This window comes from Streptomyces solitudinis (assembly GCF_036323765.1).
GTDB lineage: Bacteria > Actinomycetota > Actinomycetes > Streptomycetales > Streptomycetaceae > Streptomyces.
Window position 1 is genome coordinate 1 of record NZ_JAZDCW010000014.1, and the last position, 14252, is coordinate 14252.

The 14252-nt window shown below is 72.8% G+C and carries 15 protein-coding genes; 6 read left to right on the forward strand and 9 right to left on the reverse strand.

Annotated elements, in window-relative coordinates; genetic code table 11:
- Positions 1–166: 166 nt before the first annotated feature.
- From V1J52_RS24890 to V1J52_RS24920, 7 genes are all read right to left on the reverse strand, one after another.
- Positions 167–1747, reverse strand: coding sequence for a P-loop NTPase family protein (locus tag V1J52_RS24890; protein WP_330142211.1), 1581 nt, complete (start codon positions 1745–1747; stop codon positions 167–169).
- A gap of 1 nt (position 1748) precedes the next feature.
- A complete protein-coding gene (locus tag V1J52_RS24895; RefSeq protein WP_330142212.1) occupies positions 1749–3179 on the reverse strand; it encodes an ATP-binding protein in 1431 nt (476 codons plus the stop codon).
- A 68-nt stretch (positions 3180–3247) separates the two neighbouring features.
- Positions 3248–4795: an SCO6880 family protein gene (locus V1J52_RS24900; RefSeq protein WP_330142213.1), complete on the reverse strand. Its 1548-nt coding sequence runs from the start codon at positions 4793–4795 to the stop codon at positions 3248–3250.
- Positions 4792–6099 (reverse strand): hypothetical protein, encoded by a 1308-nt coding sequence (locus V1J52_RS24905; protein ID WP_330142214.1) that lies wholly within the window; start codon positions 6097–6099, stop codon positions 4792–4794. Before V1J52_RS24905 ends, V1J52_RS24900 begins: the two co-directional genes overlap by 4 nt.
- The gene (locus V1J52_RS24910; RefSeq protein WP_330142215.1) at positions 6089–6916 is read right to left on the reverse strand and encodes a DUF8175 domain-containg protein; all 828 of its coding nucleotides are present in this window, start codon (positions 6914–6916) and stop codon (positions 6089–6091) included. Before V1J52_RS24910 ends, V1J52_RS24905 begins: the two co-directional genes overlap by 11 nt.
- 239 nt (positions 6917–7155) lie before the next feature.
- A complete protein-coding gene (locus V1J52_RS24915; RefSeq protein WP_330142216.1) occupies positions 7156–7818 on the reverse strand; it encodes an O-methyltransferase in 663 nt (220 codons plus the stop codon).
- Between the two features lie 75 nt (positions 7819–7893).
- Positions 7894–8202: a DUF8827 family protein gene (locus V1J52_RS24920; RefSeq protein WP_330142217.1), complete on the reverse strand. Its 309-nt coding sequence runs from the start codon at positions 8200–8202 to the stop codon at positions 7894–7896.
- A 130-nt stretch (positions 8203–8332) separates the two neighbouring features.
- On the opposite strand from V1J52_RS24920, the gene V1J52_RS24925 reads away from it, so the two are divergent.
- Entirely contained in the window at positions 8333–9259 is a 927-nt protein-coding gene (locus V1J52_RS24925; RefSeq protein WP_443075927.1) for a C40 family peptidase, read from the forward strand.
- Positions 9260–9484: 225 nt separating this feature from the next.
- The gene (locus tag V1J52_RS24930) at positions 9485–10180 is read left to right on the forward strand and encodes a phosphatase PAP2 family protein (protein WP_330142219.1); all 696 of its coding nucleotides are present in this window, start codon (positions 9485–9487) and stop codon (positions 10178–10180) included.
- Positions 10181–10190: 10 nt separating this feature from the next.
- Here V1J52_RS24930 and V1J52_RS24935 read toward each other — a convergent pair whose 3' ends face one another.
- Positions 10191–10367 carry a hypothetical protein gene (locus V1J52_RS24935; protein ID WP_330142272.1) on the reverse strand — a complete coding sequence of 59 codons (177 nt, stop codon included), beginning with the start codon at positions 10365–10367 and terminating at the stop codon, positions 10191–10193.
- 90 nt (positions 10368–10457) lie between these two features.
- On the opposite strand from V1J52_RS24935, the gene V1J52_RS24940 reads away from it, so the two are divergent.
- Together V1J52_RS24940 and V1J52_RS24945 are read left to right on the forward strand one after the other, a co-directional pair.
- The gene (locus V1J52_RS24940) at positions 10458–11402 is read left to right on the forward strand and encodes a hypothetical protein (RefSeq protein WP_330142220.1); all 945 of its coding nucleotides are present in this window, start codon (positions 10458–10460) and stop codon (positions 11400–11402) included.
- A 147-nt stretch (positions 11403–11549) separates the two neighbouring features.
- Positions 11550–11768, forward strand: a complete 219-nt coding sequence (locus tag V1J52_RS24945) for a hypothetical protein (protein WP_330142221.1) — start codon at positions 11550–11552, stop codon at positions 11766–11768.
- 111 nt (positions 11769–11879) lie between these two features.
- Here V1J52_RS24945 and V1J52_RS24950 read toward each other — a convergent pair whose 3' ends face one another.
- A complete protein-coding gene (locus tag V1J52_RS24950; protein ID WP_330142222.1) occupies positions 11880–12245 on the reverse strand; it encodes a metal-sensitive transcriptional regulator in 366 nt (121 codons plus the stop codon).
- A 236-nt stretch (positions 12246–12481) separates the two neighbouring features.
- Between V1J52_RS24950 and V1J52_RS24955 the strand changes: the two genes are divergently transcribed.
- Together V1J52_RS24955 and V1J52_RS24960 are read left to right on the forward strand one after the other, a co-directional pair.
- On the forward strand, positions 12482–13102 hold the full coding sequence (locus V1J52_RS24955) for a DUF47 domain-containing protein (protein WP_330142223.1): 621 nt from the start codon (positions 12482–12484) through the stop codon (positions 13100–13102).
- Positions 13103–13108: 6 nt separating this feature from the next.
- A complete protein-coding gene (locus tag V1J52_RS24960; protein ID WP_330142224.1) occupies positions 13109–14107 on the forward strand; it encodes an inorganic phosphate transporter in 999 nt (332 codons plus the stop codon).
- Positions 14108–14252: the final 145 nt, after the last annotated feature.

Genomic DNA, 14252 nt, shown 5'->3' on the forward strand with positions numbered 1-14252 from the left:
TATCCGGCGGGGCTCTTCTGCGTTATAGGCGAGTGAGGAAACCCCGTTTCCGGCGTCGTGGTGACGTATGGCACCGGGACCGGCGTGCTCGTCGGACGTCAGGGCCTGGTGGGCGGACCCGGGGCGGGCTCGTGAACCGTCCGGCGGCGTGCGCCCGTTGCCTGCTTCAGGCGCTCGGTGTGGTGCGGCCGAGCTGGGTGGCCGTCAGACCGGGCCACCAGGTGCGTGCCTGCTCCGTCGAGCGCAGGTAGGCGTGTGTGTGCAGGCCCCACTCCTCGCCGCTGGCCAGCAGCGAGGGCAGTTCCGGGAGTGGGGCGAGCGTCGCGGGCCCGTCCAGGATGAGCGTCATTGGTGGGTCGAGCCGACCGGAGGATGACCGTTCGGCCATGCGCCGGCCGTGCTCGACCACGCTTGAGGTGAGCGCCGTCAGGAGAGGCAGCGTGCCCGCGTCGCGGCGCGGGTTCTCCATGGGGGCGCCCACGATGTACACCGTTCCCATTTCCGCCGCGAACGATTCCAGCGCGACCGAATCGTTGCGTGCGGCGGCGCAGGCGTTGCGGACGTGCAGCTGGCTCAGCGACGCGAGGGCGTGCCGGATCAGGGCGTGGGCCTGGTCGCGGCGCTCGGAGTGGGCCACCAGGGTGGCCTCCAGCTCCCCGGCGGCGCCGGAGGCGGCGTCACGGTGCTTGCGCAGTATGCGCACGGCTTCCGTGGCTGCGCCGCCCGCGGCCCAGCGGTGGGCGTCCCGGAAGGAGCGGCCGGAGACGGCGGCGGCGTGCAGACAGCACCGCAGGAGAGTCTCGGCGGCCTCGTGGACGGCCTGGTCCACCACGGCCGGGCTCCGTACGGGAGCGAGGAGGGCCGCCGCGCGGCTGCGGGCGGTACCGGGGTCGGCGCAGCCCCGCTCCGGGGCCCAGCGCAGCCGGACGGGCGCGTCCGTGACGTGGCCGGGGTCGTAGACGTGGGCCGGTCCGAGCTTGGCGCGGGCGCCCACGGTGCCGGCCCACAGAGCGGGATCGGCGGTGACGACGACGGCGGGGCCCGCAACGGCGGCGAGGGTGGCGGCCGGGTCGGCGGTGTGCCGCAGGTGCAGTCCGGAGACGTGCCCGGGAACGGGCAGCTCGGCCGGGGCGTGCGAAGCGGCGGGTACGGGGTGGCGGCCTGCGGCTACGGGGGCGGCGGCGGACGCGGCGGGAGGCGCGTCGTGGGCCGCCGGGCCGCCGGGCGGCTCCGCGGGCACCTGCTCCTGAGCCGGCCCCGCCGGTCGCGTTCGTCCCGCGGACTGGTCCGGCGGATCCGCCGGCGCCGGTGTTCGGGGTGCGGCTGCCCCCGCGGCGTGCGGGCCGTTCGCCGCGACGGCGAGGCGGCGTGCCGTGCGGCGGGCTCTGCGCCGGGTCAGGGACGTCATGGCGGCGAGCGCCAGCACGAACAGCACCATGACCTGGCCGATGAGGAGGCCCCAGAACAGCCCGGGGCCCGGGAGGGCACCCGGCTCGGCGTCCGGCCAGGCCGCCGCGAGGTCGGCCGGGGCCGTCACCAGGGACCGCAGGGCCGTCGGGGTCCGGGCGAGGGCGACGCCGTCGGGCCAGCGGCCGTGCGAGAGGAGCCCGGCGAGGCCCGCCGCCGTCCAGGCGAGGAGGGTCAGGCCCAGCAGCAGTCCGAGGAGGCCGAGGAGCAGCCCGTCCGGGACGCCGCCGCTCGCGCGGCGGGGCGGGACGGCGGGCGGGGGCGCGGTGTGACCGGCCACGTCAGGCCACCGTCCCGTCCGCGTGCGTCAGCTTGTCGAAGGAGACCGCGCGCGACTCCGTCTCGGACTCCAGCGCCCGGTCCAGCTCGTCCAGGGTGGAGGGGTCCGGATCGGCCGCGCGCACGGACGCCTCCGTCATGGCGCGGTCGGTGAAGACGAGTGGCCGTTCGGCCTCGGTGATCAGGTGCTTGACGACCTGGACGTTGCCGTTGACGTCCCACACGGCGATACCGGGCGTCAGTGTGGGGATGATCTCGACCGCCCAGCGGGGCAGGCCGAGCACCTGTCCGGTGGCCCGCGCCTCGTCCGCCTTCTGGGCGTAGACCGTGCGGGTGGAGGCCATCTTGAGGATCGCCGCCGCCTCCCTCGCCGCCGCGCCGTCCACGACGTCGGACAGGTGGTGCACGACGGCGACGAAGGAGAGGCCCAGACGGCGGCCGAACTTCAGCAGCCGCTGGAAGAGCTGGGCGACGAACGGGCTGTTGATGATGTGCCAGGCCTCCTCCACCAGGAAGATGCGCTTCTTGCGGTCGGGCCTGATCCAGGTGTGCTCCAGCCACACGCCGACGATCGCCATGAGGATGGGCATGGCGATGGAGTTGCGGTCGATGTGGGAGAGGTCGAAGACGGTGAGCGGGGCGTCAAGGTCGATGCCGACGGTGGTGGGGCCGTCGAACATGCCGCGCAGGTCACCGTCCACGAGGCGGTCCAGGACGAGGGCCACGTCCAGGCCCCAGGCGCGGACGTCGTCCAGCGCGACGTTCATGGCGAGCGCCGACTCGGGCTTGGGATGGCGCAGTTGCTCGACGATGTCGACGAGCACGGGCTGCCGGTCCACGATGGTGGAGTTGACGAAGGCGTGGGCCACCTTGAGGGCGAACCCGGCCCGTTCGTCGAGCCCGTGCCCCATGGCGACCTCGATGATCGTGCGGAGCAGGGCGAGCTGGCCCGTGGTGGTGATGGCCGGGTCCAGCGGGTTGAGCCGGATGCCCTGGTCGAGCGCGGCGGTGGGGTCGAGCCGGACGGGGGTTATGCCCAGCTCCTCGGCGATGAGGTTCCACTCGCCGACGCCGTCCTCGCCCTGGGCGTCGAGCACGACGACCTGCCGGTCGCGGAAGCGGAGCTGGCGCAGCACGTACGTCTTCTCCAGCGCGGACTTGCCGTTGCCGGACTCGCCCAGCACCAGCCAGTGCGGTGCGGGGAGCTGCTGGCCGTAGAGCTGGAACGGGTCGTAGATGTAGCCCTTGCCGCTGTAGACCTCGCGGCCGATGATGACGCCCGAGTCACCGAGCCCCGGGGCGGCCGTCGGCAGGTAGACGGCCTGGGCCTGGCCGGTCGAGGTGCGGACGGGCAGCCGGGTGGTCTCCGTCTTCCCGAACAGGAAGCTGGTGAAAGCCTCGGTGACGCCGGAGAGCAGATCGAAAGCGGCCATGGGGGCTGCGCCTCCTCATCCTCGGGGACTCGTGCGCCGTGTCGGACGGTGCGGTTCGTCGCGGGCGGTCAGCGGCGGATGCCGGTGGCGAAGGGCAGGGTGTTGACGAAGGCGCGGTGGTGTTCGCGGTCGCACCACTCCAGCTTCAGGTAGCTCTTGCCCGCGGCGGCGCGGATGGTCCGCTTGTCGCGGGCCAGGGCCTCCGGGGTGCGGGAGGAGACCGTCAGGTAGCCGACGAGGTTGACTCCGGCGGCGCCGCTGGCCAGGTCCTCGCCGCGCTGGTCGACGCGGCCGTGGGCGGCGATGTCGCGCGGGTCGACGGTGCGGTTCATCTTGGCCTGCCGGCTCGCCTCGGCGGCGTCGTTCGTCTTCTCCGTCAGCATGCGCTCGATGGCCAGTTCCGTCGGTTCGAGGTCCATGCAGACGGCGACGGTGCGGATCACGTCCGGGGTGTGCACCAGCAGCGGCGCCAGGAAGTTCACCCCGACGGGTGTCATCGGCCACTCCTTGACCCACGCCGTCGCGTGGCACCAGGGCTCGCGCGTCGCGGACTCGCGGGTCTTCGCCTGGAGGAAGCCCGCCTCGCGGGCGTCGAGTTCGGCGGGCCAGGCGTTGCGCCGGGTCATCGCCTGGATGTGGTCGATGGGGTGGTCCGGGTCGTACATGGAGTGGACGAGGGAGGCCAGCCGGGCCTGGCCCAGGGGCTGGCGCACCCGGATGTCGGCCTCGGCGAGGCGGGCGCAGATGTCGGTCAGCTCGCGGGTCATGACGATGGCCAGGCCCTCGTCGCGGGTGAGCTTGCGGGAGCCGGAGCGGTTCGCCTTGGCGATCGTGGCGGCCTCGGCGGCCAGCTCGCGGCCGTGCTGCATGCAGGCGACCAGGTAGGCGCGGTGCTGCTCGCTGGAGGTGGAGACCATGGACTGGAGCTGGTCGTAGGACTCCCGCAGCCAGCCCGGCGCGCCGTCGTCGCCGCGGTGGGCGACGTCGTTCGCGTGCGCGTCGGGGTCGGCGGGGAGCGTGCGGGCGAGCATCTGGAGGCGGCTGACGTAGCCGTCGCCGTTCGCCACGTGCTTGAGCAGCGTGCCGAAGCGGTCGACGAGCGCCTCCTGGTCCTCGCTGTCGCGCAGGCCCACGCCGGGGCCCTCGATCTCGATGGCGGCGGTGACGGTGCGGCGGTCGGCGTGCAGCAGCACGGCGATCTCGTCGGGGCCGAAGGGGGCCGAGAGCCAGGTGATGCGGCCGACGCCCGGCGGCGGGCCGATCTCCACCTCGCGCCCGTCCAGGCTGATGCCGGCCTCGGGCGCGGCCGAGCGGTAGACGGCGCCGCTGCCGCGTTGCAGCCTGCGGTAGGAACGGTCGATCTCGATCCAGCGGTAGAACGTCCGCCCCCGGTAGGGGACGTAGACGGCGGCCAGTGCCAGCATCGGGAACCCGGTGAGCAGGACGATCCGCAGCGACAGCACGGGGACGAGCAGGCCGCTCATCATGCCGAGGAACGCCCCGACGACGATGAGGGCGATCTCGCCGGTCTCGCGGTTCTTGCCGACGAGGGCGTTCGCGCGGGCGCGGCCGATGGTGTACGTGCGGCGCGGCGCGACGGCGTGGGGCGTCGTCACCTGCGGTCACCTCCGGTGCGGTCGTTCGCTGAGCTGGGGGGCGTGCGGGGGGACGTACGGGGGGCGGCGCGCTGCGGGGGCGGCGGGGCGGCGCTGCGGGTGCTGTGCGCGGCGACGCCGCCGGCGACGGAACTCGTCTGCGCGGCGCCCGCCTGGCCGCCCTGGGCCTGCCCGGACGACGGCGCGCTGCCGCGTGCGCTGTGGGTGTTGATGCCCTGCCGCAGCATCGCCGCCGGGCTGGAGACGGCGGCGACGGCCTTGCGGGAGGCCGGGTCGGCGGAGGCGTTGCGGTGGTTGACGATGTCGTCGCCGAAGCCGGGGACGAAGCGGTAGATCATCGCGGAGGCGAAGATGGCCAGCAGGATGATGGCGAGGCCGGAGACGATGGCGCCGAGCGCGTTGGGGCCCTCGTCGGAGGCGAGTGCTCCGGCGAGGCCGAGCACGATGACGATGACCGGCTTGACGAGGATGACGGCGATCATGATCCCGGCCCAGCGGCGCACGTGGGACCACATGTTCTTGTCGACGAGGCCGGAGTAGACGACGACGCCCAGCAGCGCCCCGACGTAGAGAAGCGCGGCGCGGATGACCAGCTCCAGCCAGAGCACGCCGGCGGCGACGACGGAGACGAGGGAGACGACGATCAGCATGATCGGCCCGCCGCCTATGTCGTCCCCGTTGCGCAGGGCTTCGGAGAAGGAGCCGAAGAAGACGTCCGTCTGTGAGCCGGTGCCGGAGGCGATGATGTCGGTGACGGCGTCCGTGGCGGAGACGAGCGTGTAGAGGACGAGCGGGGTGAACGCCGAGGCGAGCACGACGAGCCACAGGAAGCCGACGGCCTCGGAGATGGCCGTCACCAGGGGCACGCCCCGGACGGCCCGCTTGGCGACGGCCAGCAGCCACAGGACGAGGGTGAGGACGGTGGAGGCGGCGAAGACGACGGCGTACTGGCGGAGGAACGCGGCATTGGTGAAGTCGACGTCGGCGGTGGCCGAGACGGCTTCCGAGAGCTTCCCGACGATCCAGGCGGCGGCCTCGGCGCAGCCGTCGGCGAGCGAGGACAGCGGGTCGAGACCGCCGAGCGTCTCCGACCGCGTGTCCCCGCCCCCCGCCCCACCCGGGTCCTCACCCTCACAGATCTCCCGCGCGGTGCCGATCATGAACTCGCACTCCGGCTTCTCCGGGGGAGGCTGCGAGGGCTCGGCGGTGGCCGGGGAGGTGAGGACGGCGGTGACCGCGGGCACGAGCGCGCCGATGCCGGCGATCCGGAGGACTGGGGACGCAGGCGAACCGTTAGCGGGCATACGTGAAGCCTCCGAATCCTTCGACCGCTTCCGCGATCTCCTCCGCGCCGGACGCGCGGACGTCACCGTTGACGGGGGCGGGGCCGGACTCCTGGGCGAAGCTCTGGACCTTCCAGTCGCCGTCCGCCCAGCGCAGCGTCAGGTGCATGGTGAACCAGTCCGTCCTGACCGGAGTGCGGGACTCCGGCCCCGCCATGCCGTACACACCGGTGCACCAGACCGCCAGTTCGGCGGTGTCGGGAGCGAAGGAGACCAGCCTCGTGCCGACGGGCACAGTGCGGGAGACGTACGTGTAACCCTCGGGGGCGTCACCGTCCGCGTCGAGCCCGACCTTCTCCAGGAAGTCCGTCGTATAGGCGTCGTCCAGCTTCTGCCGCATGGCGTCCGCCTGTTCGGGGACGAAAACGGTTTCGATGATCCGGGGGCGTTCACCGGGCCTGATGATGTCGGCGGATACCAGCGCCACCGCGTAGTTCGCCGCGGCGCTCTGGGCGCCCTGTTCGGTGCGGGGGAAGCCGGAGGGGATGCCGTCGCCGGCCTCGACGGGGGCGACGCCGGTGGGGGCGGTGGGCCGGGCCTCGCGGCTTTCGGCGTCGTCTTCGGCGCCGCCCCCGCCGCGGGTGGCGAACGCGATCGCCGCGATGAGCAGCACCACGACGCCGACCACCGCCAGCAGGCTGCGGCCCGGACGGACGGCGGGCCCCCTGGCGGAGGCCGCGCTCTCGCCCTCGGGCAGGCGGATGCGCGTGCCCGTCCGGCCCGCCTCGGCGGTGTCGCGGTGCTCCCGCCCCTCGCCGTAGCCGTCGCCGATGCTCATGGTCCGCCTGCCCCTCGACGCGTCGCCGTCAAATCGTCAACTGCCTTCCGCCTATTGTCCCCTCACCCGAAGGTAGCGGCGACGCGCCGTCCACGGGCGGAGTGTGACGATGTGACAGCAAAGTGATACGTGCGACAGTCATCCGGACGGCTGTGGACGAGCCGCCGTTCATCCGCCCGCCGCAGGGGCCGGTACGGCGCGGCGCAGGGGCCGGTCCGGCGTGCTCCGCGCGGCACGCCCTAGGAGCCCCCGTCGCGCTTGCGCACGACGGTGAGGCCGTCGCGCAGCGGGAGCATGACGGACGTCACGCGCGCATCGGCCGCGATCAGGTCGTTGAGGGCGCGGATCGAGCGGACCGGGGCGCCCTGTTCGTCCTCGTCCACGACGCGGCCGCCCTGGAGGACGTTGTCCAGCGCCATCACGCCGCCGGGCCGCAGCCGGCGGACGAGTTCCTCGTAGTACGCCGGGTAGCCCGTCTTGTCGGCGTCGACGAACGCGAAGTCCACCGTCTCCTCGTCCGGCAGGGCCCGCAGGGTGTCCAGGGCGGGGGCGAGGCGCAGGTCGATGCGGTCGGCCACGCCCGCGCGCCCCCAGTGGCGCCGCGCCACGGCCGTCCACTCCTCGCTCAGGTCGCAGGCGATGAGCCTGCCGCCCTCGGCCAGGCCGCGGGCGATGCACAGCGAGGAGTAACCGGTGAACGTGCCGACCTCGACGGCCAGCCGGGCGCCGGTGAGCTGGGTGAGGAGCGTGAGGAAGACGCCCTCGTCGTGGCTGATCTGCATGGAGACCAGCTCGGGGAAGGACGCGCGGGTCTCCTCCGCCAGGTCACGCAGCACGTCGTCGGCGGCCGGACCGCAGTGGGCCAGCAGGTAGGGGTCCAGATCCGGGTGGACGATGTGCAACGGGCGCTCCGATCGCGCGGGGGCCCGCCGTGCGCGCGGCGGGCGACGCCGTGCGTACGTGCCGGGCCGTGGCTGCTAGACCGCCATACCGTAAACGATCGTGAACAGGGTGCCCAGCGATCCGATGATGAACACGCCGGTGAGCCCCGCGACGATCAGGCCCTTGCCCTGTTCGGCGCTGAACGTGTCGCGCAGGGCCGTCGCACCGATGCGCTGCTTGGCCGCGCCCCAGATGGCCAGGCCGAGGCAGATGAGGATGGCGATGGCCATCACCACCTCGATCATGACCCGGGCTTCTGTGCCCAGGGAGCCGAACGGCCCCCAGTCGGGCGCGATCCCGCCGATGATGGTGGTGATGTCGCCTTCTTCGGCTGCCAGGAACATGTGAACTCACCGCCCCACGTGGGTTGTCGGTCACGAAGTTGAGCAATCCTTCCTGGATTCTGCCATGAAATGCGATGGTTGGGGGGTGCGGAAGGCATGGATAGCGGCGGGGTTGGGCGTCGGCCTGGTGATGGGCTTCGTGGCGCTGCTGGTCATGGGCACCTACGTGGCCGCGGCGCGGCTCGGTGGCGGCGGTGGCGGCGGGACGGTGCGGCTGGCGGAGAACGCCGTGCCCGCGCAGTACGAGGGACTGGTGGCGCGGTGGGGCAACGAGTGCCCCGCGCTCAACCCGGCGCTGCTGGCGGCGCAGCTGAACCAGGAGAGCGGCTGGAACCCGCGCGCCCGCTCGCCCGCCGACGCGATGGGGATCGGCCAGTTCATCCCCGGAACCTGGGCGGCGCACGGTCTGGACGCCAACGGGGACGGCACGGCCGACGTGTGGGACCCGCAGGACGCGATCCCGTCCGCCGCGCGGTACGACTGCACGCTGGCGGAGCAGGTCAAGGACGTGCCGGGGGACCCGACGGCGAACATGCTCGCGGCCTACAACGCGGGCCCGTACGCGGTGATCAAGTACGGCGGCGTGCCGCCGTACCGCGAGACGCAGAACTACGTGGCCGTCATCCGCAAGGCGGAGCAGAGCTTCGCGGCGTCGGCCGGGCGGCTGTCCCCGTCCCGGCAGGCGGCCGGGGCGATCCACTACGCGCAGGAGAAGCTGGGCACGCCCTACCTGTGGGGCGGTGACGGAACGCCGGAGGACGGCGGCCGGTTCGACTGCTCGGGGCTGTCGAAGGCGGCCTACGAGGCGGTGGGCATCGAGCTGCCCCGGGTCGCCAACGACCAGTGGAACACCGGGCCGCACCCGGCGCGGGACGAGCTGCTGCCGGGGGACCTCGTCTTCTTCTCGCACGATCTCGAGGACTCCCGTGCGATCCACCACGTCGGGATCTACGTCGGCGGCGGCTACATGATCAACGCCCCGTACACGGGGGCGGTGATCCGTTTCGATCCGATCGACTCGGCGGACTACTTCGGGGCGACACGTCCCACCGCCTGACCCCGGACCGGCTGCGCGCGTGTGTGCGAACGCGTACCCTGCGTGAGGAGGGGAGCGCTGATCTGCGCGAAGCGGTCACCCTTCGATAACGTGAGGGTGATCGTTCGGTGGAGAGCGGAACGTCGGTGAGCGCCGGGGCGTTTCCTGGCAAGGACCGAGTTTCCGGCACGGGGGTCGGCAGCCACGCGTACGAGCGAGTGAAGCGAATGAAGGGGCCGCAGCGCCATGTCTGACTGGGACAGTCCCGACGTCGACCTGCTCTACCGCGTCAACGGCTGGGCCGGTGGCGTCCCCGACTGGGGGAACTCCGCGCTGGCCTTCCTCAGTGAGTACGGCGTCATCTTCGGCCTGATGGTCCTGGGTCTGTGGACCTGGTGGACGGCCCGCCGCCGGGCGGACGCCGTCGCCGCGGTCGCCGCGCTGCTGTGGGCCCCGCTGGCCGCCTCCGTCGCGTACCTGGTCAACTACCCCATCCGGGAGCTGGTCGCCCGCCCGAGACCCTTCGTGGACCACGAGGGGCTACAGGTCCTCGTGCCGGACAAGACCGGCTTCTCCTTCGTGAGCGACCACTCCGCGCTGGTCATGGCGCTGGCCGTGGGCATCTTCATGGTCAACCGGCGGCTGGGCGCGGTGGCCATCGCGCTGGCGCTGTTCCAGGGCTTCGGACGCGTCTACACGGCGGTGCACTACCCGACGGACGTCATCGGCGGGCTCGCCCTGGGGACGGCCGTGGTGCTGCTGCTGGCCCCGCTGGCGCTGGCCCTGCTGACGCCCCTCACCCGGGCCGTCGCCACCTCCCCCCGGGTGGCGTGGCTGGTGCGCACGCCGGAACCGGCCGACGGGGGCGGTGACGCCGGTGAGGGGGGCGGCCGGGCGCGGCCGGAGGCCACGCAGCCGCCCGCGCGGGACCTGGCCGCCTGACGCGGCCGGGCTATCCGCCGGCGGAGTCCGGGTGGTCCAGCGCGTCCGACTGGGCACGGGAGCGGGCGCGGCGAGCCGGTCCGCGCCAGCCGCAGGAACACCGGGCGCTGATGAACGCCCCGCTCTCGCGCATGCTGGTCCGGTGCTCGTCCGGTGCGCTCGCGGGCTGCTGCTGCTCGTCGTGCACGGCACCACGCTACCGGGGCGTAACGGCTTCCCGGCACCCTCGTTAAGCGCAGCAGGTCCGACACGAGGCTCTGTTGGGGGACTGGTTGCGATGGACAGGCGGACGACCACGGCCGTGGCGCTGGCATCGGCCGTGCTCGCGGTCCTGTCGGGCACGGGCTGTTCGGAACGGACGGTGGCGGCCGGGGAGGCGCTCCCCGAGGGCGCGGCGGAGGCGGTGCGGGGCGCGGCGGACGTGCTGGCCCGCGCGGGTACCTCCCGGGTGCGCACCGAGATGGAAGTGCTCAGCGGCGGCACCCGCGTGACGATCCGGGGCGTCGGCGGCTTCGACTACGCCCGGCGGACGGGGCGGCTTGAGGTCACGCTGCCCGACGAGGGGCGGCGTCCGGTGACGGAGATCATCGCCCCCGGGGCCCTCTACATGAAGCACCGGGGCGCCGGGGTGCCCGCGGACAAGTGGGTCGAGGTGGACCCGGCCGCCCTCACGGACGGGAACCTGGTCACCAACGGGGTCACCGATCCCCTCAGCGCGGCGGAGCTGCTGCGCGGCGCCGGTCCGGTGGCGTACGCCGGGACACGGCGGCTGGACGGCGAAACGGTTAGGTACTTCCGGGGCTCGGCCGACGTGGCGACGGCGGCGGCCGGGGCGGTGACGGCCGCGGCACGGGCCCAGCTCACCGCCGCCGCCCGCTGGCTCGCCGGGCGCCCGGTCCACTTCGACGTCTACCTCGACGACCGGGGACGGCTGCGCAAGGTGCGGCACACGTTCGTCTTCGGCGACGGCCGTACCGGCGACCGGGCGGGCGGCGACGGCCGCGCGGACGGCGGGCGGACCGACGGCGGGCGGGCGGGCGGCGACGGGGCGGGCGGCGGGCGCGACGTGGAGGTGGTGTCGACGACGGCGCTGCACGCGTTCGGGGCGCCGGTCACCGTGGAGCTGCCGCGCCGCGGGGACGTCTACACCGGTGAGATCGCCGAGCCGGTCCGTCCGGGACGGCCCGAGGGGGCGGCGCGTGCGGGGCGTGACCCGGCGTAGGGCCGCCCGCGCGCCCCGGTAGGTGTGCCGTAGTTCCGATGTGCCATGCGCGCGGGGCGGGGATCGTCCTACTCTGGCGGGGAAGGGTGAGCGCCGGCCGCCCGTGGACGCGCCGGCCGTTCGGGCCCACGCGCGAGGAGGTGCGGCATGCCCGGGGAGTCGGTGGTGCAGGACCGGGAAGCGCTCGCCGAGATCGAACTGTACGGCGAGCTGATCATCGCGGCTGCCGCCGCGCCCGACGAGCGGCTGAGCGACGACCGGATCGACGAGGTGCTCGGCACGGGCCGCCCGCCCGTGCCGCGTGCCGTCCCGGGCGGGGGTGGCGCGCAGGCGGACGGTGCGGGGGAGCCGTCCCGGACGGGGTGAGCGTGAGCGGCGGAGCGGGCCGGACGGCGCCGCGTCCACCGTCGCTTTTCAGCCAGGTACAGATTGGCGGCGGGAAGACCGCTATACGGGGTTGAGTCCGTTTCGTGCCGTTCAGGTGCGCAGCAGGCGGGCGATCGCCGCTGTGGCTTCGGCCACTTTGGCGTCCATCTCGGTGCCGCCCTCGTCGGCGGCCGCGGCGACGCAGTGCCGCAGGTGCTCCTCCAGCAGTCGCAGGGCGAAGGACTGGAGCGCCTTGGTCGAGGCGGAGACCTGGGTGAGGACGTCGATGCAGTACACGTCCTCCTCGACCATCCGCTGGAGGCCCCTCACCTGGCCCTCGATGCGGCGCAGCCGCTTGAGGTGGGCGTCCTTCTCCTTCGCGTACCCGTGCGGGCCCCGCGGGACCGAAGGGGCGTGCGGCTCCTGCGGGCCGCCGGACTCGGGCGGCGCGACGGGTGCGGGCTCGGCGGTCGTCATGCGGTTCTCCCCTGTTCGCTGGCGGCGTTCATACCCCTGCCGGGTATATTGTACCGATTTCCGCCGCCGTGCGGGCCGGGTCCGCCCGGCCCGGGAGACCGCCCCTCGGGCCCGGTGCCGCCCGCCGGGCCCGATGGGTGACACTGGGGAACGCCGGTTCGCCGTGGCCGGATGATGCACCTAGCATCAACAAGACTTCAACGAGACTTCCACCCGAGCACACCCGAGGACCCCCAGTGCGCTTTCGTCTGACCCCCAGGGAGACGAGCTTTTACGACATGTTCGCCGCGTCCGCGGACAACATCGTGACCGGTTCGAAGCTCCTCATGGAACTGCTCGGGGCGGAGTCCTCCGCTCGCAACGAGATCGCGGAGAGGATGCGGGCCGCCGAGCACGCCGGCGACGACGCCACGCACGCGATCTTCCACCAGCTCAACTCGTCCTTCATCACGCCGTTCGACCGCGAGGACATCTACCGTCTCGCGTCCTCGCTCGACGACATCATGGACTTCATGGAGGAGGCCGTCGACTTGGTCGTCCTGTACCAGGTCGAGGAACTGCCCCGGGGCGTCGAGCAGCAGATCGAGGTGCTGGCGCGGGCGGCCGAACTGACCGCCGAGGCCATGCCGCACCTGCGCACCATGGAGAACCTCACCGAGTACTGGATCGAGGTCAACCGCCTGGAGAACCAGGCCGACCAGATCCACCGCAAGCTCCTCGCGCACCTCTTCAACGGCAAGTACGACGCGATCGAGGTGCTGAAGCTGAAGCAGATCGTGGACGTCCTCGAAGAGGCGGCCGACGCGTTCGAGCACGTGGCCAACACGGTGGAGACCATCGCGGTCAAGGAGTCCTGAGCGGCCGTGGAAACGTTCTCACTCGTCGTCGTCGTCGGCGTCGCGCTGTTCTTCACCTACACCAACGGCTTCCACGACTCGGCGAACGCCATCGCGACGTCCATCTCCACCCGGGCGCTCACGCCGCGCGTCGCGCTGATCATGGCGGCGGTGATGAACCTGGCCGGTGCCTTCATGGGCAGCGGCATCGCCAAGACGGTCAGCGAGGGGCTGATCGAGACGCCCACCGGCGACCGCGGCATGATCATCCTGTTCGCCGCGCTGGTCGGGGCGATCACCTGGAACATGATCACCTGGTACTTCGGGCTGCCCTCGTCGTCCTCGCACGCCCTGTTCGGGGGCATGGTCGGCGCGGCGCTGGCCGGGGCCAGCACCGTCTACTGGGACGGCGTGCTCGGCAAGATCGTCCTGCCCATGTTCATCTCCCCGATCGTCGGCCTCCTCCTCGGCTACCTGGTGATGACGGCGATCCTGTGGATGTTCCGCCGCGCGAACCCGCACCGGGCGCAGCGCGGGTTCCGGGTGGCGCAGACGGTCTCGGCTGCGGGCATGGCGCTCGGCCACGGCCTCCAGGACGCCCAGAAGACGATGGGGATCGTGGTGATGGCGCTCGTCATCGCCGGGGTGGAGGACGAGGGCGACCCGATCCCGGTGTGGGTGAAGATCGCCTGCGCGCTGATGCTGTCGCTGGGCACCTACGCGGGCGGCTGGCGCATCATGCGCACCCTGGGCCGCCGCATCATCGAGCTGGACCCGCCGCAGGGCTTCGCCGCGGAGACGACGGCCGCCTCCGTCATGTACACCACGGCGTACATGTTCCAGGCGCCGATCTCCACGACGCACATCATCACGTCCGCGATCATGGGCGCCGGGGCGACGCGGCGGGTCAAGGCGGTGCGCTGGGGCGTCGCCAAGAACATCGTCGCCGGGTGGTTCATCACGATGCCCGCGGCGGCCACGGTCGCGGCCGTCAGCTTCTGGATCGTGAACCTGGCCTTCGGCTGACGCGCCCCGGCCGGTGCGCCGTCGCCGAACGCGCCGCTGCCGGACGCGCGTCCCGGCGCCCCCACGCAAGCGGGCCCGCCCCCTGGACACGGGGGCGGGCCCTTCGTCCTGCGGTGGCACCGCCATGCAGCACCGCAGACGCCGG